We start from the raw sequence: 21,120 nt of genomic DNA, 5'->3' as shown, positions 1-21,120 counted from the left end.
ATTAGCTATCTTTAACGTGTCTTGTTACCGAGCACAGCTCGGGCTAGTCCCAAAAAGCAAAAAAAGGAGAAGGATTTTTGCACACAGAATCTTGAGTGTTCAATTTTAAAAATAAGATAATTACCCATTTTTCTCTCTTTTTCTTCTTTTTGAGACTGGCCGCTCTCCTTCGTCGAGCGTGACAAGGACGGTTCGGTAAAGTGAATAGCGTTTCACGGGTCAAAGATTTCGTAACTTAGTTCCTTATTTGTATTTAAAGACTTAAGGAGAATCACAACATACCACAACCTAAATCAAATATTTCTACTTTCACACGCTCATGCCCGCAATATTTACACCAGTAATAGCTGGTTATCTTTTTTTCAGTATATTCTTTATTTATTATTTCCGTTTTCCATGTCATAACATAGGCTAGCTCCTTTCCGCAGTCTTGGCAGATCCGGAACACATATTCTTCGCTCATAATGGCAAAACCGCCGATAGCGGAGAGGATAGATAGGGGAAAAATATCAGGGTGATTTCCAAACAAACCATAAACGAACGAAATACAGCTAAAACCTATTAACCATAAGGTAAGAAGGTTTGCTCTCATTAGGAAAAGTCCAATTTTTGGGATTAAGAATCGAGAAAAAAGCCCCCAAATATCAGATTTTTTTTCCTTAGGATTGCAACTATTTAAAGAAAAAGGTTTATTCTTCAATAACAAACCACTTCACAGATTAACTGCATTATTCAATCTTATTTCTCAATAGACATTAAGCAAGATAATCTTTTGTATCGCTTTTGTAAAAATAAAGGAAGACCTTAAGAGTTTATGAAGCCAATTGTTAAAGGTTGTAAGATATAATTACTACCTTATAAATAAAAAAGAAGACAGATTTTTAGCAAATAAAATTCCTTGAGTACTCAATTTTAAAACAGGATAAGTCATCAATTTTTCCTTTATTTGTTTTTTGGGACTTTCCGCTCTCCTGCGTCGAGCGGGACAAGACAGACTAGGTAAAGCGAATGACGTTGCACGGGTCAGAGACTTTATAACTTAATTTTTTGCTCTCATTGTTGAAGTCCACTATTCTAAACCCCTAAATTAGTCCTCTTGAGCGAAGCGAAAAGGACCGCGTACTCCCGAGGCGCAATTCGGGTCGGGAAGGTTTAAATTGAAAAAAACGTGATATACCATCATGCAACCCGCAGAAGAAAGAGAAGAGCTGTTTCGCAAAATTTCGTTTTTTCTGAAAAAATACGGGGCAACCAGAGTCTCAGTTTTTGGGTCTTACGTTAGGGGCGAAGAGCAGCCAGAGAGTGATATTGATGTCCTGGTTGAGTTTGCTGAGCGAAAAAGCCTGTTGACCCTGGTGAACATCGAACTTGAACTTTCGGATTACCTGGGAATAAAGGTTGATCTGCTAACTGAAAAATCGATAAGTCCTTACTTGATAGACGGAATTAAAAAAGAGGCAAGAGTGATCTCTGAATGAAAAGAGATGACAGGGTATATCTCAGCCATATCCTCCAGTCTATCTCCTTAATTGAAAAATACACAGAGGATCTTACCGAAGAAGAGTTTCTTTCAAATAGCCTTGTTCAGGACGGAACTATAAGGCAAATCCAGATAATCGGTGAAGCTACTAAAAATCTATCCAGATCCTTGAGAGAGAAATACCCACAGGTCCACTGGAGAGGGATAGCAGGCATGAGAGACAAACTGATCCACGATTATTTCGGTGTGGATATTAATGCTGTATGGGATACCGTAAAAGAGGATGTTCCTGCTCTTAAAAAGGTAGTTATAAAAATTGCCCAGGACCTTAACGAAAATGCTTAAACATTTTATTTCACATTTGAAGGTATCAGCCAGCCAATAGCAAGATTAATTTATAGATTTTTGACACCAATTTTTTTAAATATATACTGATATTTAGCTATATAGATTTAAAGATAATAAATATTTATCATGAAAAGGCTTATCTTAATCCTGTATATATCTAGATATTATCTGGGAAAAATGGCTAATCCGATAAACCTCAGGTCGTTGGCCTATTGTCAAAAGATATTGATATTATAAACGTTCCTGAAGACTTTCACAAAGACATTCTTGATGATATTTGTTTCAAGCCTCACTTTTCAGGACTGTTATTTCCCTTTTTGACGCACACCACTCATCCTGCTCTCGAAAAAACCGTGGGTGCATCGTTCATTGTAGGTTTTTTGATAGTCATAGTAGTAATTGCTTTTTTTATTAAGTTGACACGAAAAACTGAATATGTCAGGTTTCCTCCTGGTTCTAATCAGGTGCTGCATGGTGGCATTTACTATAAGATAGATCCCTACAGCGACATGGTAGAAATAACTCAAAAGTTAAATTTTAAATATAGCCCTCGGGGAAAGGAGAAAGCCATTAATCTGGTCAACGGGCTTGGAGCAGAAGAAGTTCAAAAAAGGGCTGGTCTATTCTCTAAACTCATCTTTATTTTTATGATATTATTCTTCCTTCTGGCATTTTTCCCCTGGAAATTCGGTGACATTCGATTTGCCGGATTAATCGTTACAGCTGTGATGGGAATTGTCTCTTTTTATTTGAGTGTTAACTATGATTCCGCGATGGAATATTACAAGGATTCTTACTGCAAAAACTGTGGGAGATATTTCGTTCTGGAGGAATTTCAGGCTCCTTTAATGAAAGACGAAAGCCGAAATGATACCTATGAGAAAACCAGGACAGGATACTGGCGTTGCAAAAACTGCGGGTATAAAGATATAAAAGTCGAGTCCCAACACGTTAGCCACTATTACGGGAAAAAACCAAAAAAATCAAAGAGCCACAAATGTAAACACTGTGGGAGAGCGAGCGCGATAGAAGAATACAGGAGTGCTGACATAATAAGAGACCCTTACAGTGAGAGTAAAAGAAGATACTACAGGTGCAGATACTGTGACTATCACGAAATCAAAATAAATGAGGAGATTTATGCTGATTAAAGAGATCTAGTTTTTTAATATTTAGTTTTTAATTTTAATTTCACTCATAACAGTTTCAGTATAAAGGATAAAGCCGCATACATAAACTGAAAAAGATCTTTCCAAAACGGAACTCAACGGGGGTAAATGAGGCCGAATATGGAAGAGATTTACGAAAAGGATAAGATTGAAATCAAAGAAGAAAATGGTAAAATTACTTACTACAACCCTGAAAAGAAAACTCATATTCGCGAATACTCTATAAGTCTGCCTTTGAACGGGTCTTTTACAAGTGAAACAAATTATTTGATGAAAATAACCCGGGAAAACAGTCAGCTTATAGAAATAATTTGCCAGGATTGTTCAATCGTTCTTTATGTACTTGCAAATATATTTTTTGTTACAGGAGTTGTCTGTTATATTTCTGGCAAAATATTGCTTGTCGGTCTGTTTTTAATTGGAATGTTTGTCTGTGTTTATCCGGCTCTTCATCTCCCTAAAGTCTTTGAGTATTACCAGAACACAAGGTGTGGAAAATGCGGAAAATATCTTGCGTGTAAAGAATATAAAAATCGCGATGTAAGAGAAACAAGTACACCTGACACATGTACCCTGACAGAAATAAGGTATTATATGTGCAGTCAATGCGGCCGCGAAACTCTCCGGAATTATGAGGTTCATCCTGCCGAAAAAGGAAAGATTAGCCATCAAAAAGCCTACTGTAAAAAGTGCAAAAAAGAAGGAGCGGTAGAATATGAAAATCCGGACATAATTTACAGGGGAAATATAACAGTGACAAAGCACTACTACAGATGTGAGTACTGCGGTTATTATGAATTCAAGAAGAAGCAAAAGAGAAAATAAGTTATTCGGATTACGTCTAAGGAAAAAAAGGCTAACTGATAATTAGACGGGGTATGGGGAAATTGGAAAGTGATATCAAGCGTCTGGGATTTCCGCAGGGTGAATACAAAAGGTGTCTGGATGGCTCTTGCTATGAACTGAACACCGAAAATGAGACGTTAATAATCACCTCAGAAGAAGAAATTCCCCCACACATTGATCAAGAAGAAGCAGTTCGTGTGATTGAAAAATGGGGAGAGAAAAAGGCTCGTATTTATGGGGATTTACTCGGGTTTTTAAGTTTAATTTTGTTATTATTTCTAATCATATTGTTAATAGCAATTTGGGCATCAGGAAAAGGCTGGGCTCAGATTCTCCTGAATCAGACCGGGCTTTCAGGTAATATTTTATGGTATTCTATTTTAGCAACAATTATAGCACTTTTCTTTTTTGGCGGTCTTGGGAGCAAATATACGAACGCAGTAAATTACTGCATAAGCTCTAAATGCAAAAATTGCTCTCGGAATTTTGCTCTTGAAGAGTTCAAAAAACCTCTCTTTAAGGAGGTAAGCACTCTCGATAAATATGAGATAACGAGGACAAGGTACTGGAAATGTAAATTATGTGGAATTGAAGATTACAGGACAGAAAAACTCAATTACGATAATCATAAAGGTAAGAAAAGTAAACAGAAAGGAGATACCTGTAGAATATGCAAGAAAGAATTTGCAATGTCGGAATATAGGAACCCGGATGTAAAAAGAAAAAGCAGTGAAGAGACAACAGTCAGGCACTATAAATGCTTAAACTGCGGTTTTCGGGAAATCACAGTAGAAAAGGTAATTCTAGAGGAAACAAATGTCCAATGAAAAATAAGATCATCAAGTCATCCCACAAAGCTGTATGATTAAAGTTAACAAAGTCTCGGGAAAATAGCGAGAAACTTATGGAGGCGATTGTCAGGGGTTTATTAGAAGGAGCCGGTGCCTGAAAAATAAAAATAAAGTTATGGATAATAATGGCACCTTAAAACCCTTTTTTTCTTTTCTTATATTACGGGAAAGCCGCACTTCGTGCGTGACAAACTCGGTAAAAGACGCTAACGATGTTGCTCCTTTGATCTTTTCATAACCAAAAAGAAATAACTGTATAACTTAAGTTCGCTGAAAAAGAATTATCTCCTTCTGACCGGAGTTTATACTTTATAGTATAAAGCCACATCAAGCGACATGATCTACTTAGGGTCTAACAAAAAATTAATTATGTTGGGTAACAATTCCAAGCATTTTAATATAAAACCGACAAATATAGAACCAATTAAATAAATCGGTGTGGCACAAAAATAGTTAATTTCCCACTATATGGGGTCTAACACAGGATCTCTGTAACAAGACGCCCTATTATGGTTTCTTTAGTATAATATGGTGAAAATCATATAAGTATCAATCGGTGAGCTAGTTCAATATGTGGTGACGCCAAAATTGAACGAAACGAGTTTGGAACTTAATTAATTTCTTGTTAGACCTACATAATATCCATAGCTGTACCACGATTTTTATGAGATCTTATAAACTCCGGTCTGAGATATATCCAGTATAGTCTTGAAAACAGCTAGATAATTGGAAGTTGGTCATTGATAAATTGAGCAAACCCAAATACGTAAAATTTCCTGTAGATATAAACAAAAGATTCTCTGACGACGTTTGTTACGAGTTGGATAGGGACACTGACGTGTTAACGATAACCTTAGAAGGAAATTTTTATGATTTTCCTAAAGAACGAGCTCCTAACATGGTCAATAGTTTAGGTCTGGAAAAAATCAAGACTGTAAAAAAAGTGTCAATACTATTGGCAGCATCTTCACTTTTGTTATTACTCTTTCTTCTATTTCTTAGACAAACATTAGAAGAGGCTTACTGGCCTTTATCAACTATATTATTTCTGGCATGCATGATGTTTTTCTTTGTTGCCACAGATCTTCATAATATCGAAAATTACTACAACATTTCCAGATGTCAGAAATGCGGCCGAGATTTTGCCTACGAGGAAATAAAGAAATCTCTTATCAAAAAGGTAAGTACTTACGATGATTATGAAGAAACAGAGACAAGATACTTTAAATGCAAATATTGCAGTGATGAAGATCTCAAGATAAAAAGTATACTCAAAAAATCTAAATCCAGAGAAAGGAATATTTATAAAAATGAAAAAAACTGCAAAGAATGTGGAAAAAAATTTGCTTTAATAGAATACCGAGAGGCTGATACGCACCTGGAATCTTTTGACACTAGGAGAACAATCAAACACTATAAATGCACACATTGCGAGTATATGGAAATCAGCATAACGGACAACTACGTCACCACAAACTAAATATAAAAAGCCAGTGTGCGCCTGATAGCTATGAAAATGGTTATTAGGGAATTTGTTAAAGTTGATTTCTGCCTGAAAATCAAAAGAGAGTTGTGAATCTTCGCCAAAAGTTCGTCCTCTTGAGCGCAGCGAAAAGGACACCGTGCTCCCGAAGCGGAACTCGGGACACCAAAATACCCATGCACCACTTTATCCCGGAATCCGGCCATATCCTTTCAGGGGACTTCAGGATGATTAAATATTAGAGAGTCTGGCAAATTTTTCGTTGCCTCTCCGATGATTTCGAGTGCGCGTACTACTGCATATATTGTTTTTGTGTCCTTGGAAAATTTTTCAAAATCAAACCCTTTAACAAAGTCTTCTATTTTTCAATTGAATCGAGTATATCCATTAAAAAATCTATGGAATCCCTTTCTTCTGCTTTCATAGAGCTTCAACCTCACTAAGGATTCGCTTTCCAATATTGGGTTTAAGTGCGCTCTTCATTACCAGATCAACCTTTATTCCTAAAAGGTCGCTCAAATAATTTTCCAGTTCAATGTATTTCAGAAGTCCGGGCTTATTATCAAATTGAACCAGGATATCGAGATCACTATTCTCGGTCTGCTCCTCACGGATATAAGAGCCAAAAATTCCGAGGTAGTTTACACTATACCTTTCTTTTAACTCAGGCAGATGATGCCTTAATATTTTTATAAAGTAATCTGCATCCTTTAGCTCTTGAGAAGGCATTGTTTCTGAAATCTTCCACGCGGTCTTCGCTGAAATAGCTAGAATCTGAATTACTGCTAACAAGTGTGTGTAAAGCTCCGTTAAAGACGCTATTGATGTTGCTTTGGCTTAAATTAATAAGCAAATAATCCAAAATAGTAGATATATAAATAATTTGCGTAAATAATGTCCTTAGTGAATAGCTTTTGAATAGCTTTTGAATAGCCCAAAATTTAGAAGTTAAGCACGTAAATTATTTGCTGGCCTTTTTTGCCTTTTTGCTTGAGGACATTTTTATCCACCATATCCTGAAGGTCTCGATTTGCAGTTGGTTGGCTAACGTCACAAAGTTCCTGATACTCTTTATTCGTGATTTTTCCCTTTTCTTTGATATATTCAACAGCTTTTATCTGACGTCTGCTCAACCCTATCTGCCCAAATTTTTCTTTCATTGAACGGTCACTGCTTAGTTTTTTAACTGTATTTTCTACTCTTGAGATTTCTACCGCAATGCCAAAAAGGAAATATTCGAGCCATCCCGTAAGTTCTCCTTCTTTTGCATCCGCATCTGCAAGCGCTGAATAGTAAGCTTGGCGGTCTTCATTGTAGTATTCTTCAAGGGCGAAGAATTTCTTTGTATCAAAATCTCTTTTTGTCAGAATAAGTGTAGAAAGAGCTCTTGCATTCCTGCCGTTGCCATCAAGGAAGGGATGTATTCTGGCAATTTCATAATGGGCTATTCCGGCCTGTACAGCAGGCAAGAGGTCTAAAGCTTCTGCGCTGTTCAGTCATTCAAGAAGGGATCTGGTCAGGAAAGGTACTTCTTCAGGTCCCGGTGGGGAATAGGTAATCTTGCCGGTTTTTGGATTTCCGACAACTACCCTGACTTTGCGGTAATTTCCTGCAGAAGTGGCTGGCAGGATATCTTTTACCGTGAGTCTGTGGATTTCGAGGAAAATCTCTTCGGCAATTGCGTTGCTTTCTTCCAGACTGTCTATATACCCTAGCACATCAACATAATTCTGGACTTCTTTTTTGTCCTTCTCACCTGCAAGAATGTCTTTTCCCTCAATGAGCAGGCTCACTTCTTCAAGAGTAAGCTGGTTTCCTTCTATACTTGTTGTGTGGTGAGTTTGCTTTATAAGAGCTTCTCGCTGGAGCTCTTTCTCCCATGCCGGAATGAGAGGACTATTCATAATAATCTCCCTGGCAGCCTGGATTCTTGCAAGCAAACGCACGATTTTATTTGTGTATTTAAAATTAGGCTGAAACATGACCAGTAATCCGATTTTTTGTCCCTATTAAAAGAGCTATTCCTTTCATTATTAACTTAGCGGTGTTTATTTCAAAATCCAGGGAATTCTGAAGTTTATCAGAATGGGCAGCCACCAAAAAATAAATATGGAGTTATATATCTGCCAAAATTAGTCCTCTTGAGCCAAGCGAAAAGGACACCTTGATCCTGAAGCGGAACTCGGGAAGTTGAGCAACTCATGGGTTTGTGTGATGAGTTCAAATTTAAACTTAGAAAAGCGCGGGAAGATAGTGAGAAACTTATGGAAACGGTTGTCAGGGGTTTGTTAGAAGGAACCCCCACCGAAAAAACAGAATTGGATATGCCTATTCCGCTACAGGTGGCGAGTATTCAATTGAAGTAAATTAAATTTTATTTCAATTTTTAGCCCCATGATAAAAGTTAGGTTAGGGATTGTCGCCTGAAAAATAAAAAATAAGTTGTAAAAATCTTCCCTGAAGAACCATATTCGCTATCTTTAACGTGTCTTGTTACCGAGCGCAGCTCGGGCCAATCCGAAAAAACACAAAAGAAGGCAGATTATTGGCGATATAACCTGTTTTTTGAGACAAAATCTGATAGATATATATCAGTATTTAGCTATATAGATATTTAATTAATAAATATTTTTCAACAAAAGGTTTATTTTGTTCCCGTACATATCTAGATATAATCTGGGAAAAAAGGCTAGATAATTGTGAGCTGGTCTTGATACCTTGGGTAAAGATCTCAAATATGTAGAATTTCCGGTAGGTATTGACAAAAGCTGTCTTGATAATTATTGCTATAAGCTGGATAGGAGTACTGACACATTAACAATTACATCAGAGGGAAATTTTTATAATTTTCCCAAAGAAAGAGCTCCTGACGTGGTTAATAGTTTAGGGCTGAAAAGAATTAATGTCGTAAAGAAAGTAACCCTATTATTGGCGTTTTCTCCGATTTTTATATTTCCCTTTCTGTTATATTTTAGGCAAACATTGGGAGAGTTTTACTGGCCTTTAACCATTACATTGTTTCTTGGAGGCATAATGTTTTTCTTAATTTCTTCAGATCTATTTGATATTGAGAGTTACTACAAAATATCAAAATGTAAAAAATGCAATCGAGATTTTGCCTACGAAGAAATTAAAAAGCCTCTTGTTAAAAAGATAAGCACTTACGAAGATTATGAAGAAACAGAGACAAGGTACTTTAAATGCAAGTACTGCAATGACGAGGATCTTAAGATAAAAAGTATAATTAAAAGTTCTAAGTCCAGAAAAAGAAGAAATCCTGAAAAAGGAAAATACTGTAAAAGGTGTGGAAGTCGGTCTTCTTTAATAGAATACAGATATCCTGATACACACTTGGAGTCGCCATATACTGCGAGAACAATTAGACATTACAAATGCAAAAATTGCGGGTATATGGAAATAAGCATAAAGGATGAAGCCGTCTACACGGACTGAATAAAGTAATAAAAATCCAAAAAATACTTTCTGTCAATAACCAGTTCTTAACAAATGAAAGCTTGAACGAGTCCTAAATTTCCCACAAAGCGCAAGCTCGAGCAGTTCCAGGATGTGAAAGATAAAAGTTAAAGCTTCTTATAAGACAGAAATCAGTAAACTTCTCTGGATTTAAAAATGAAACATCTATTTTCCACTAAAAAATTTAGATAAACCAAACAAGAAGCTATTTTTTTCTTTATTGCTTTTTGGGACTACCGCTCTCCTTCGTCGAGCGTGACAATTAACGGTTTGGTAAAGCTAATGACGTTGTATGGGTCAGAGATCTTATAACGTAGTTTTTCGGCTCTTATGAGTGAAGTTCAATATTTTTACTTATAAGTTAGTCCTCTTGAGCGAAGCAAAAAGGACACCGTGCTGTTGCACTTGCAGTGCAACTCCCAGGAAATCTCCAATTTCCTGTGGTCCCGAAGCGAAACTCGGAAAGTAAAAGCTATGGTTTTATTAATTAGTCTGCTTGAGCGAGCGAAGCGAGTGAAACAGACCTCGTGCTCCCGAAGCGAAACTCGGGCAGCGAAACTCGGGCAGCGAAACTCGGGCGGGAAGGTTTAAATTGAAAAAAACGTGATATACCTCCATGAAAACTGCGGAAGAAAGGGAAGAGCTGTTTCGCAAAATCTCATCTTTTCTGAAAAAATACGGGGCAACCAGAGTCTCAGTTTTTGGGTCTTACGTTAGGGGGCGAAGAGCAGCCAGAGAGTGATATTGATGTCCTGGTTGAGTCTGCTGATCGAAAAAGCCTGCTGACCCTTGTGAACATTGAACTGGAACTTTCGGATTACCTGGGGATTAAGGTTGATCTGTTAACTGAAAAATCGATCAGTCCCTATTTGATAAACGGAATTAAAAAAGAGGCAAGAGTGATCTCTGAATGAATTTCCACCTAGCCAAAGCTCGGGCCAGTCCGAAAAAGCAAAGAAAAAAGAAAGATTTTTTGCACATCGAATTCAGTGAGTTTTCTATCTCCTAAAAAACTGTCACATTGGCACCTTAAAACTCATTTTTTACTTCTCTGATATTAAGGACAAGCCTCAATGCGTGCGGAACAAGCTCCATTAAATAAGCTAACTATGTTGCTCCGGATCCTATCACTTAATCAAAAAACAACTGTATGAACTAAGTTCATTAAAAAGGAACAGGTTATGAATAGGTTATGAACGGGCCAATTAACGGATCGCCAATAGGTCACCAGTGGGCCACCAATTTCAATATTTTCTGTAAATTTTGCTCCGGTGGCCTGCTTCAATGACAAAAATAACAAGCTGGTCGTTCTCTATGGTCATTAAAACTCTATATTCGCCAACCCTCAAAGAATAAATAGGGGAATCAGATGCTGTTTTAAGCTTCTTAATATGAGAGTAAGGATTTTCTTTGATTTCTCCTACAGCAAGAAATAGCTTTTTTGCGACCTCAGGCGGCAGTTTTTTAAGATCTTTTAAAGCTGAGGAGGTATAGATAATCGAATACATTAATCGTCCCTGATCCCAAGTTCAGCTGCAACCTCTTCTTCAGTATAGTACCTGCCTTCTTTAATGTCTTTTAATCCCTTCTCAATTTTCTTTATGGTTTCTTCGCTGAGAGGCTCGGAGTCGACTGCCGTATTCACAAGCCTCTCGACAACAGAGTTGTAGGACTCCTCGGGATGCCTTTTCAAGCTTTTGAGCATCTCCTTAACTTTTGGGTCAAGACAGATTGTCGTTGTAGCTGCCATATAGCATCCTATAGGATATTATAGGATATGAAAGTTTGCCGGAAAAAGCAGTATAGTATACAGAAAAGCAGTATAGTACTCAGGATTTTCCCAAAAAATCGTATTCAATATCAAGATCCTGTTCAGTCACTCATCTTTTTCAAACTCCCTGTCTGCACTGACTTTTTAAAAAGTAACCAGAAGAAATGGCTGTATTAATTAAGTTCATTAAAATTGAATGAGTAGAATGAAATTTCCTCCTTCAGGCATGGGTCATGACGAGCCATGAACGAGCCATGAACGGGCCATGAACGGGTCATGAACGGGTCATGAACGGGTCATGAACGGGTCATGAACGGGTCATGAATGGGTTCCCAGTCTTCACATGTTTAAGATCAAAAATTAAGTACATAATGGATATTCTGTCCTTTTTCACCTATTTGTTTGAGGACTTTTTATCTCCTAAATTCTGAAGGTCACTTTTTGCCGTAGAAGCGCTTACTTTACAGAGTTTCCGCTACTCTTGATTTGTGATCTGTCCATTCTTTAAGATATCCGATAGCTTTTATCTGACGGCTGCCCAGTCCTATCTGCCCATATTCCTTCATTGAACGGTCACTATTCAGTTTCTTGACCGTATTTTCATTCTTTTCGGGAAGTAAAACTAGGGAAAAAGAGAATGGAAAAAGAGAATGATAAGACATCTGTAATATGGGGAATGGGCATCTGGATTTTGGGGAGTTGGGGGGTATGGGGGGTTATTAAAAAGAGTTAAAAAACAAGTCTTTAATGACCTTTCCAGATGCCCAGTATCTTAGTGGACTCCATGGTATATATAATTAAAGTTTAATCGTTTATTCACAAAGTGCTATCAAGGCAATCCGATGTGATTTGCGGGCAGACTGTTTAATCTAAAAAATAGTCCTCTTGAGCTAAGCTCACTGCTATAACTTATAGAGCTCATCCCAAAACCGATCTTATTTTCACATCAACAAGAATTTCAGAACTATTTTCCCAATCAAAAGATCGATTGATTATTCCAGATCCGAGATTTAGGGACTTAATCCTGAGTTTTGGGATCAGCTCATAAATTAGTCCTCTTGAGCGAAACGAAGTGGAGCGAAAAGGACCTCGTGCTCCCGAAGCGGAACTCGGGAGGCGGAACTCGGGAAGCAAACTCTACTGGTACAATTCAGGAATATTATTCCCTCGACCTCTGATATATAATTTTTTGAGAATAAATATTATATTCAGTGCAGCATAAATGTATAATTGCATTAGGGGTATTGCATCAGGGGGGAGCTGTATGACTGTTAAAATTGTTGTTGCGGGGGATGTGAGTGTAGACTGGTATTACTGGCCGAGACCTTCATACTCAAGCAAGGAAGATACAAACTGGAAGCTGTACGAGGGTATTGATACAAATCCGCAGCTGGGTGGAGCTACTCTCTTAGCAGAGTGGTTAAGGGATATTCTCCGGATTAGAACTGAGGAATCACCTTACTCATTGGCGTCTCAGAGCTGTGAGGATCTAATTAGAAAGAGCCTCAGTGAAGTTCTGCACACAAACGTATACCTGGATTTATTTCCTCCGTTCTCTTCCAGTGATACAAAAGAAGAGGTCAAAGTATATAGAGTTAAAAATTATTTGGGGCATATAGCTTCGGTCGATAACAAGCAGCATCCAGCTTCCCTGGAAATACTCGAAGACCAGCAGAATGCGGACATCGTTATAATTTATGATTCGGGGAACGGTTTTCGTTTTGAAAAAGAGGTATGGCCAGAAGCGTTGAAAGGTGACCGAAAACCAGTTGTGATATATAATATGTATCCTCCCCTGTTCAAAGGAGATCTCTGGAAGCATATCCTCAGATATCACAAAGAAAAATTAATCTTAATAATGAATGCAGATGACCTGAGGAAAATCGGTACGAATATAAGCCGTTCAGTTTCATGGGAAAAAAGCGCTATAGAATTTTTATGGGAAATTTGCCATAAAGAGGACCTTGCAGAAATAAAAGAACTGAACAATGTAATTATTCGTTTTAAGTATGAAGGTGCCATTCATTACAGAGGAAAAACAGATAGATCAAAATTATACTTTGATCCTGTATCAGGAGAAGGGGAATTCTGGAATTCTAAAAGATTTGGAGATATGAGAGCTACGAACCTGGTTTTTGTTGCTAATCTATCTTCATGTTTAATTTCTAAATTTAAGGAAAAGAAAACTGAATATCAAGAAAATCAAAATAAAAATCAAAATAAAAATCAAAATAAAAATCAAAATAAAAATGATTCTCAAAAAGGGAATAATCAACAAACCTGCGTAGAAAACGCTATTAAAGAAGGCCTGGAAGAAGGTTTAAAAGAAGGCTTAGTTAAGTCTCGAGAGTCTTTAATATACGGTTACGGCGATAGTAATGGGAAGCCAGATTTCTTAGAGTATGCCTGTCTAAGCACAAATAAGAAAGCAGGTGAAAAGAAAGAAAGTGGGGGGTATGCTTTAGATCAGGATAACTCATCTAAAAACAAATTATCCCAAAAAATATCTTCAAAATCACCTGCCGGTTACATGGCAGATGTACTGCTGCCATCAATTGAAGAGATAGCTGAGCACTCAGACCCAAATCAATCAAATTCACACTTCTGGACTATTCTTAAAGAAAATACAAAAGAAGAATCCGGTAAAGCCTCCACTGAAAAGGATTCTACTTACGTGGAACAGCTTGCTTTCATAATAGTTAAAAAAGGGTTATCCAGCATTAAAGACTTCCCTGTAGGTAAATTTGGAAAACTAATTACTGTAGATAGAGCAGAAATAGAAAGCTTCAGAAGTATTAAAAATGTAATGGAAGAATATATACATTCTGAAGAAAATCTGAAGCCACTGTCCATTGCAGTATTCGGATCTCCAGGTTCCGGAAAGTCATTTGGAATAACCCAGATAGCAGAAAGTATTGACAGTGGAAGAATTGTGAAAGTGGCATTTAATATTTCACAGTTTACATCTACAAAGGATTTAACAAATGCTTTTCACAGAGTGAGAGATATTTCCTTAAAAGGAAAAATTCCATTAGTATTTTTTGATGAGTTTGATTCCAAGCTTGAGAACGAAGAGCTGGGCTGGATAAAATACTTTTTAGTACCAATGCAGGATGGAGAATTTCTGGACTTTGAGACCATGCATCCCATTGGGAAATCGATATTTGTTTTTGCTGGAAGTACTTACAACAGGCTCAAAGATTTCTATGAATTTTGTAGCTACTCAAATATACAGAGCAAGTCCTATCCGGGAATAGACCCACGCAGAAAAATCTCAAATAAATGTCCTGATTTCCTGAGCAGACTTCGAGGATATGTAAATATTCTCGGACTCAACCGGGTAAATGAAAAGGATGAAACCTATATAATCCGCAGGGCAATCCAGTTACGCTCCTTAATTGAAGAAAACGCTCCAAAAGTTATCAGGGAAAATAATGCACGTGTTAGCTGCGGGATATTAAATGCTCTAATTAATGTGCCAGAATATATGCACGGAGTTCGTTCAATGCAAGCAATAGTAGAAATGAGTGTACTCCATGAAAAAAACTCATGGGAAACGGCTTATTTACCGCCTAAGGACCAGCTTGAACTACATATTAAAAGCATAGACGACTTCTATAAACTCTTAGCTCAAAAAAAGCAATCATGCACGGAAATTAAATAAAACGGATATTAAGTGATATACTTTACCAATAGAGAAATGGTTTGCACATCTTAATCATAAAGGAAAGGGAAAAGCAGAAAAAAGTACTGACCTGTAAAATGGATGATTCTTTTACAACAACCTTAAAAACCAGCTAACTTCCTCAAGCACATCAAAATCTTCCAAAAATCACATGAAAGAAGACACCTGTAGAATATTCAGGAAGGAATTTACAACACTGGGATAGAAACCCCAATTTGGAATGAATTTTTAACTCTTTTAATAAAATAATGCAGAAACAACAGTCCGGTACTACAAATCCTTAAGTTGCGAGTACATTTCGCTCCCAAACAATCTCCGATTTACTGTAATTCCTAGGCGCAATTAAGAAAATAAGGCTCTTCGCTGTTTCGAGTGGGTAACTTACCTTGACATTGTCAAATTAACTCATTATTGCAGGTATCGAAACCTATTTCTACTCAAATTTATTCCGTCTAGAATCTTTTACCTTCCTATTTTTGTTTTTTCTATTTTCTTCTTGATCAATAGTTCCATTGTTTCCACTGTCCTAAATTTTCCCTACCAAAATTGCATACTTACCAGTAACCAGAACAAGAATTCAAATTCTTTCATCCTAAAAATTATGAACTTTTTAACCTGCTAACCCTTGCCTTCCTTCTCAGTTCATTATCTTGATTTAATATTCTTGCAATTTCCCAGGCATCGATTCTTTTCAATGGATTATGGTATTTCAGTATCCATATGACCCCAGAAATTGAAATCTTATACATTTTGTTGAATTTTTTCTGATAAGAGAGTAAAATAAGCATTGCAAGCATTACTAATGCCATATGATGGTGCCATGCATTCCAATTTCTCACCATATATTCTGCCATTCCGCAGTTTCCCTTTGCATCCTGAAATGCTCTTTCAATCCAATACCTTGAACTCTGCATTCTTGCAAGTTCATCTAATGGAGTATCCTCAGAAGCGTTGCATAGGGAATATTTAATTTCATTTGATTCTACATCCTTACTTATGAGAAGCCATAATGGCTTCTCACAAGGCAAGTTATTCTGGCGTCTCCAGACCTTTATAGCCTTAAAATTGACTTTTTTATATCCTCTTTCCGTTTTTCTAACTTTGATAAGTTTCCATCCTTTAATTGAACTGGAAAGAGAATCAACTCTTGCTGATAATGTATTCAAAACCTTAAGGATAGTGGGTTTTCTTCCTCTTATTCCCTTTTTCCCAGGTACCTCAGCTACTGGTTTCTCTACATAAACAAGAGTATCGATGGCTATGTCTGCAACAAAAGTTAAACCTCTACTTTCAAGTTCTGTCAATAGCTCAGGATTTTCACCATAGAATCCATCCATTGTGACATAGGAGAAAGGAATACCTTCTTCTATTGCATTATCAATCATTTCAAGACCAAGTTCATACTTGGTTCGGAACTTTATTTCCTCACGAGGAATTTTAGCCTTTAAACAACGAGCATTGTCATCAATCCATTTTTGTGGGAGATATAATCTCTCATCAATCAACATTCTCCTCTTATTCTTAAAATAAGCAAGGAATACGCCAACCTGGCAATTATCTTTTTTTCCAAGGTTGCCGCAATACTGATGAGAAACTCCGACAGAACTATTTCCAGATTTTTTTATGCTTGATTCGTCAAGTATAAGAACACCATTTTTACCTATAGTTTGAATGGCTTTTGTTCGAACAGATTTGAGGAGATCTGCAGAACGCCAAGGAGAAGTTGAGAGGAAATGGCTTAGTGATTGGTTGTTAGAGCATTTACAACAGTAAATTGCCATTTTTCTCATATTTTTCCTATAGGGGAGGAGAAGCAAACCATTAAGGTAATCAATACAGGTTAAAACCATACAACGAGTTTTAGTTTGAAAATAGAAGTCAAGATGCTTTTCAGAAAGGTATTTTTCTACAGAAATATTATTTGACTTGATGAAGTCATCTGTTATTTGTTTCACTAAACCAAATTTATAGGAGAAAAATTATACTTCACGGTAGACATGAAAAGAAAATGTGACAAAGTCAAGTTACATTCGTTTCCTAAATGTTGAAGTAGCAGATCTAAAATTTAGAAATATTTGTTGTTGAAAATCACATTCAAGCTTGATGTTTCTCTTTTTAGCCTGGCTACTTTCTAACTAAGCAATAATCTTCAACCCACACAAAACAGCGAAGAGCCGAAAATAAAAGCTATAATTTTGTAAAAATTGGTCCTCTTGAGCGAAGCAAAGCGGAGCGAAAAGGATGCGTACTCCTGAGACGCAATTCGGGAAGTAAAAATAAAGATGAAAAAGAGTGTTTTGCGCAGTAATATCTTTAATTTAGTCCTCTTGAGCGAAGAGAAAAGGACCTCGTGCTGTTGCACTTGCAATGCAACTCCCAGAAAATCTCCGATTTCCTGTGCTCCCGAAGCGCAATTCGGGAAGTAAAAGCTGTGATTTTATAAATTAGACATGTTATAAATGATTTTTTATATTTCATTTTTTCATTAAGATTAATTATTATGAAAAAGCCGCGCTGATAGCGCGGTAAATTTCCGTGAATATGCCTAATAAGGTTGTTTTGTCCCCCCTAAAGCCCAAAACTCTTCCTTCCCTTTTCGCATAGACCGATAAAAATCCATAGCCACAGCTACCTTTTTTCAATCCTTTTTCTATTTTATAGGCTGGGAACCAAATATCCCTCTGCTCTCTACAGACCGTAAGCTCGTGGAAAATCGCCAGACTCTGTGAACACAGAGCTGTAACATGTTAAATTGCCGGAGAGCCGTAGGAGTGAGGGTGGTAGTCTAAGATAGCCGGACAAAGCCGTAAGTCTGCAAAACTACCCTCCCAGCCTACGTATCGTTTTTATGAAAATGCAGCTATAAAAAAAGCTGCAATTATCCTTTATACGAGTCTGCTTGAGCGAGCGAAGCGAGTGAAACAGACCTCGTGCTGTTGCACTTGCAGTGCAACTCCCAGGAAATCTCTGATTTCCTGTGATCCCGAAGCGAAACTCGGGCGGCGAAACTCGGGCAGCGAAACTCGGGGAAAACGAATTGTCAACAAGGAAAAAGAGTTGTCAAAATATAGGTAATATGGGAATTGGGCATCCGGATATTGGGGAGTTGGGGGGGTATGGGGGGTTATTAAAAAGAGTTAAAAACAAGTCTTTAATGACCTTTCCAGATGCCCAGAATTCTAGTCTACCTCATGATATATAAAATAAGTAGATTTAATCACGTTTTTTAAAAGTGTCAGTGAAGCTTTTTACCGGGTGGAGTTCGGATCTTTCCGGAATAGTAAACCCCGCATAATCCAGCATAATATCCTCATGGGCGAAGGATTTGTTTTATTTTTAAATACGCTATCAAGGGCGCTAAATCAAACATCTTAAACAGAAGTTCGTCACCGATTAAAATCGCAATTCTTTTAACAATTGAAGAAGTATTGTCGAACTGGTTAACATACAGTAATAATTAAAAGAGGATAGAAAGACTAATGAAGAAAAGAAGGCGCTTTTGAATTGTACAATCAATCTGAGTTCGGCAATCTCGAAACCTATCTGTTAGAAAAGAAATACAGTAAAAAAACTAGTTGCGGACAACCCCCTGATATTTATATATTTACTGGCACAGTTGGATTTAAAAAACACAGTTTTGAGAACGTTTCTGTCATTTTAATAAATACTTTTAATGAAAAAATTCTCGGAATAATAAGCAAAATTTTCTTACTTCTCTGTATAACAGGAGCTTTCGTCACAACAATTAATTTCCAGAATAGTGAAACCGCAGACTGGTTATATATCGTGGGTATGGTAGCATCCCTGGTTCCACTCATTATTTCTCTATGCATACAAAATGTACTCGAATATCATAAGGATACTTTTTGCGAAAAGTGTGGGAATAAGCTTGCCTGTGAAGAAGTAGGCGAGCCAGTTATGAAGGAAACAAGTAACTTCAGTGGCTATACCTTAACAGTAACAAGGCACTGGAAGTGCAGATACTGCGGGAATGTGGATACAAGGGAAGGATCTGAGAATATTTTTGCAGATAAAGGAGAAATGCTGCCCGCAGTTTATCTGAAAGGTATTGAGTGTAGTAAATGCAGCGGTCTAAGCACAGTTGTAGAGTTTAAGAAGCCCGATATAAAAGAGATTGGAAATAAGAGGACAACCAGAAGATATTATAAATGTACACTGTGCGGTTATGAGGACATTAATGAAAGTGAAGAAACAATTAGCCGTAGCACTCATGCCGGCTGATTACTAAGAGTTGGTTCACAGCAGAAAGATAATCGCTTTTATCAGAACCTGCCAGCTCAATTTTACCGGACCGTACCAGCTCATTCATTAGAGCCTGCCAGCTCATACCTCTGTACGAACCTTTGAATCAAAAACGAAAAAAGCCAGAGTGATGGCAAGGACTTACTCTTTATTCCAATTTGCTTGAGCACTTTTCTATTCAATATCACTGGTGATCTTTCTCTATAACTTTTCTTTTTCCAAACGTATATGATCTTTTACATTGTCTAATATAAAACCGAGAATCAGAAAAACAAAACCCATAACAAACTGGTAAAGTTGCCCTATAAAAAGCCCATAAATAAACAGTAAAAGTCCCGACATCATAAATAATATATTCAGAAGATAGAGCGATAGCTCTTCAATCCCCTGATTCAGAAATTTAGAGAAAATATCATTGATATATTTTCCTGTATATGGATTGTAACCATTTGAAGTAGCATTTCCAGAATTATTTCCAGAATTATTTCCAGAATTATTTCCAGAATTACTACTGTATGAGTAACTTGATTTATTTTCCAGGAACATCCCCCATTCCAAAATATTTTATTGTTAATTCAGGTTTTTCACTTCTTTAAAAATAATATACCTTACTAGAATTAAAAGCTAATGTTAGGATGATCTTCTGCAGAACTCAAAATTGCCTGTATGATCGAAAAAATAATTCCTGTATAAGTTATCTCTAATTCCGGTTCAACAGTTCTATAGTGCAATTGGCGGACTATCATTTAAAAAAAGAGTAAACTGATTTTTTATAAATTTAGTTTGCCTGAGTTTCAAATACAGTTTTAAAGTACATACCTCCAGCCATCTTTTTTCAGGCGCTTCCTGTGTACCTCATAGCCGGGCATAAGTTCCCCTACCAGTTTCCAGAAACTGGCAGAATGGTTTTTTTCCTTTACATGACAGAGTTCATGCACAACTACATATTCAAGCTGTTCGGGCGGAGCCATTACAAGCTGAAAATTTATCCTGAGAATATTATCTGCAGAGCAGCTTCCCCAGCGTCTTTTTTGATGCTTTACCTTAAAATCCGGAGGCGCTACCCCCAGTTTCTCCGAATAAGCTTTTAGGAGCTTGCCAACCTCTGGCTCGGCACAGTCTCTGTAAAAATTCCAGACCGCCTCCTTTACGAGTGCTGGCTCCAGTTCTTCAGATCTCGTTCCAGGAATAAGAACAGTAAGTTCCGAGCCGCTGAAGGAGGCAGAGAGTTTTTTAATTCCGTCCACATGAGTTATTTTCATGGGATATTCTCTGCCCAGATAGAGGTACATTTCACCGTCATTATACCGCTTCTCCTGATTGGGCAGCCTGTTTGCCTCAAACCAGTCAAGCTTTTCCCGTACCCAGCCAGCTTTCTTCTGTACCATGTCCCTGATAGCTTCACGGCTAAGACCATGAGGGGCTCGGAACTCCACTTTAAGGTCCGGGCGGACTAAGATCACTGCTTTTCTCCTCTTTTTGCTGTAGACAATTTCGTATTCTATTGTCCTGCCGCAAGCCCTGATATTATCGTTTTTTCTCATAGCTGGTTCCTCACCCGCGTTTCACTTCCCTAGTTTCGCTTCCCGAGTTTCGCCACCCGAGTTTCGCTTCGGGATCACAGGAAATCAGAGATTTCCTGGGAGTTGCACTGCAAGTGCAACAGCACGAGGTCTGTTTCACTCGCTTCTCTCGCTCAAGCAGACTAAATTATAAAACTATAGCTTTTCCCTTCCAAATTGCGCCTCGT

The 21,120-nt window shown here is 37.4% G+C and carries 22 protein-coding genes; 11 read left to right on the top strand and 11 right to left on the bottom strand.

Translation table 11 applies throughout. The features are described 5' to 3' along the window. Positions 1–271: 271 nt before the first annotated feature. Positions 272–700 (bottom strand): hypothetical protein, encoded by a 429-nt coding sequence (locus ACZ5A8_RS08690; RefSeq protein WP_464533379.1) that lies wholly within the window; start codon positions 698–700, stop codon positions 272–274. A gap of 481 nt (positions 701–1,181) precedes the next feature. Here ACZ5A8_RS08690 and ACZ5A8_RS08685 point away from each other — a divergent pair, with 481 nt between their 5' ends. The 6 genes from ACZ5A8_RS08685 to ACZ5A8_RS08660 all read left to right on the top strand — a co-directional run bounded on the left by ACZ5A8_RS08685 (position 1,182) and on the right by ACZ5A8_RS08660 (position 6,174). Next, positions 1,182–1,478: a nucleotidyltransferase family protein gene (locus tag ACZ5A8_RS08685; RefSeq protein ID WP_464533378.1), complete on the top strand. Its 297-nt coding sequence runs from the start codon at positions 1,182–1,184 to the stop codon at positions 1,476–1,478. After that, positions 1,475–1,825, top strand: a complete 351-nt coding sequence (locus tag ACZ5A8_RS08680) for a HepT-like ribonuclease domain-containing protein (protein ID WP_464533377.1) — start codon at positions 1,475–1,477, stop codon at positions 1,823–1,825. Before ACZ5A8_RS08685 ends, ACZ5A8_RS08680 begins: the two co-directional genes overlap by 4 nt. Positions 1,826–2,040: 215 nt before the next feature. After that, positions 2,041–2,979 (top strand): hypothetical protein, encoded by a 939-nt coding sequence (locus ACZ5A8_RS08675; RefSeq protein ID WP_464533375.1) that lies wholly within the window; start codon positions 2,041–2,043, stop codon positions 2,977–2,979. A 138-nt stretch (positions 2,980–3,117) separates the two neighbouring features. Beyond that, on the top strand, positions 3,118–3,822 hold the full coding sequence (locus ACZ5A8_RS08670) for a hypothetical protein (RefSeq protein ID WP_464533374.1): 705 nt from the start codon (positions 3,118–3,120) through the stop codon (positions 3,820–3,822). A gap of 218 nt (positions 3,823–4,040) precedes the next feature. After that, positions 4,041–4,670 carry a hypothetical protein gene (locus ACZ5A8_RS08665; RefSeq protein WP_464533373.1) on the top strand — a complete coding sequence of 210 codons (630 nt, stop codon included), beginning with the start codon at positions 4,041–4,043 and terminating at the stop codon, positions 4,668–4,670. 862 nt (positions 4,671–5,532) lie between these two features. Then, entirely contained in the window at positions 5,533–6,174 is a 642-nt protein-coding gene (locus tag ACZ5A8_RS08660; protein WP_464533371.1) for a hypothetical protein, read from the top strand. A gap of 215 nt (positions 6,175–6,389) precedes the next feature. Here ACZ5A8_RS08660 and ACZ5A8_RS08655 read toward each other — a convergent pair whose 3' ends face one another. The 4 genes from ACZ5A8_RS08655 to ACZ5A8_RS08640 all read right to left on the bottom strand — a co-directional run bounded on the left by ACZ5A8_RS08655 (position 6,390) and on the right by ACZ5A8_RS08640 (position 8,159). Then, on the bottom strand, positions 6,390–6,482 hold the full coding sequence (locus tag ACZ5A8_RS08655) for a hypothetical protein (protein WP_464534072.1): 93 nt from the start codon (positions 6,480–6,482) through the stop codon (positions 6,390–6,392). Between the two features lie 115 nt (positions 6,483–6,597). Then, a complete protein-coding gene (locus tag ACZ5A8_RS08650) occupies positions 6,598–6,906 on the bottom strand; it encodes a nucleotidyltransferase family protein (protein WP_464534071.1) in 309 nt (102 codons plus the stop codon). 212 nt (positions 6,907–7,118) lie between these two features. Beyond that, complete coding sequence (locus ACZ5A8_RS08645) at positions 7,119–7,646, bottom strand: Fic family protein (protein ID WP_464533370.1); 528 nt, start codon at positions 7,644–7,646, stop codon at positions 7,119–7,121. Between the two features lie 27 nt (positions 7,647–7,673). Then, a complete protein-coding gene (locus ACZ5A8_RS08640; protein ID WP_464533369.1) occupies positions 7,674–8,159 on the bottom strand; it encodes a Fic family protein in 486 nt (161 codons plus the stop codon). A 736-nt stretch (positions 8,160–8,895) separates the two neighbouring features. Between ACZ5A8_RS08640 and ACZ5A8_RS08635 the strand changes: the two genes are divergently transcribed. After that, the gene (locus ACZ5A8_RS08635; protein WP_464533368.1) at positions 8,896–9,630 is read left to right on the top strand and encodes a hypothetical protein; all 735 of its coding nucleotides are present in this window, start codon (positions 8,896–8,898) and stop codon (positions 9,628–9,630) included. A 722-nt stretch (positions 9,631–10,352) separates the two neighbouring features. Next, positions 10,353–10,565, top strand: coding sequence for a nucleotidyltransferase family protein (locus ACZ5A8_RS08630; protein ID WP_464533366.1), 213 nt, complete (start codon positions 10,353–10,355; stop codon positions 10,563–10,565). A gap of 330 nt (positions 10,566–10,895) precedes the next feature. On the opposite strand, the gene ACZ5A8_RS08625 is transcribed toward ACZ5A8_RS08630, so the two are convergent. The 3 genes from ACZ5A8_RS08625 to ACZ5A8_RS08615 all read right to left on the bottom strand — a co-directional run bounded on the left by ACZ5A8_RS08625 (position 10,896) and on the right by ACZ5A8_RS08615 (position 12,084). Then, a complete protein-coding gene (locus ACZ5A8_RS08625) occupies positions 10,896–11,159 on the bottom strand; it encodes a type II toxin-antitoxin system RelE family toxin (RefSeq protein WP_464533365.1) in 264 nt (87 codons plus the stop codon). Continuing rightward, on the bottom strand, positions 11,159–11,401 hold the full coding sequence (locus ACZ5A8_RS08620; protein ID WP_229391741.1) for a DUF7557 family protein: 243 nt from the start codon (positions 11,399–11,401) through the stop codon (positions 11,159–11,161). Before ACZ5A8_RS08620 ends, ACZ5A8_RS08625 begins: the two co-directional genes overlap by 1 nt. 482 nt (positions 11,402–11,883) lie before the next feature. Next, on the bottom strand, positions 11,884–12,084 hold the full coding sequence (locus ACZ5A8_RS08615; protein WP_464533363.1) for a hypothetical protein: 201 nt from the start codon (positions 12,082–12,084) through the stop codon (positions 11,884–11,886). A gap of 602 nt (positions 12,085–12,686) precedes the next feature. On the opposite strand from ACZ5A8_RS08615, the gene ACZ5A8_RS08610 reads away from it, so the two are divergent. Then, positions 12,687–15,086, top strand: a complete 2,400-nt coding sequence (locus tag ACZ5A8_RS08610; RefSeq protein ID WP_464533362.1) for a hypothetical protein — start codon at positions 12,687–12,689, stop codon at positions 15,084–15,086. Positions 15,087–15,706: 620 nt separating this feature from the next. Here the strand turns inward: ACZ5A8_RS08610 and ACZ5A8_RS08605 are convergent. Beyond that, positions 15,707–17,062, bottom strand: coding sequence for an IS701 family transposase (locus ACZ5A8_RS08605; protein WP_464533339.1), 1,356 nt, complete (start codon positions 17,060–17,062; stop codon positions 15,707–15,709). A gap of 1,082 nt (positions 17,063–18,144) precedes the next feature. Between ACZ5A8_RS08605 and ACZ5A8_RS08600 the strand changes: the two genes are divergently transcribed. Together ACZ5A8_RS08600 and ACZ5A8_RS08595 are read left to right on the top strand one after the other, a co-directional pair. Further along, positions 18,145–18,309 carry a hypothetical protein gene (locus tag ACZ5A8_RS08600; protein ID WP_464533361.1) on the top strand — a complete coding sequence of 55 codons (165 nt, stop codon included), beginning with the start codon at positions 18,145–18,147 and terminating at the stop codon, positions 18,307–18,309. A 590-nt stretch (positions 18,310–18,899) separates the two neighbouring features. Next, positions 18,900–19,349 carry a hypothetical protein gene (locus ACZ5A8_RS08595; protein WP_464533360.1) on the top strand — a complete coding sequence of 150 codons (450 nt, stop codon included), beginning with the start codon at positions 18,900–18,902 and terminating at the stop codon, positions 19,347–19,349. A 222-nt stretch (positions 19,350–19,571) separates the two neighbouring features. On the opposite strand, the gene ACZ5A8_RS08590 is transcribed toward ACZ5A8_RS08595, so the two are convergent. After that, positions 19,572–19,916, bottom strand: coding sequence for a hypothetical protein (locus ACZ5A8_RS08590; RefSeq protein WP_464533358.1), 345 nt, complete (start codon positions 19,914–19,916; stop codon positions 19,572–19,574). A 260-nt stretch (positions 19,917–20,176) separates the two neighbouring features. After that, positions 20,177–20,914, bottom strand: a complete 738-nt coding sequence (locus ACZ5A8_RS08585; protein WP_464533357.1) for a M48 family metallopeptidase — start codon at positions 20,912–20,914, stop codon at positions 20,177–20,179. Between the last annotated feature and the right edge of the window lie 206 nt (positions 20,915–21,120).

Source organism: Methanosarcina subterranea (genome assembly GCF_055385895.1).
The sequence above is the reverse complement of the archived record's forward strand: the minus strand, read 5'-3'. Positions and strand labels throughout refer to the sequence as shown.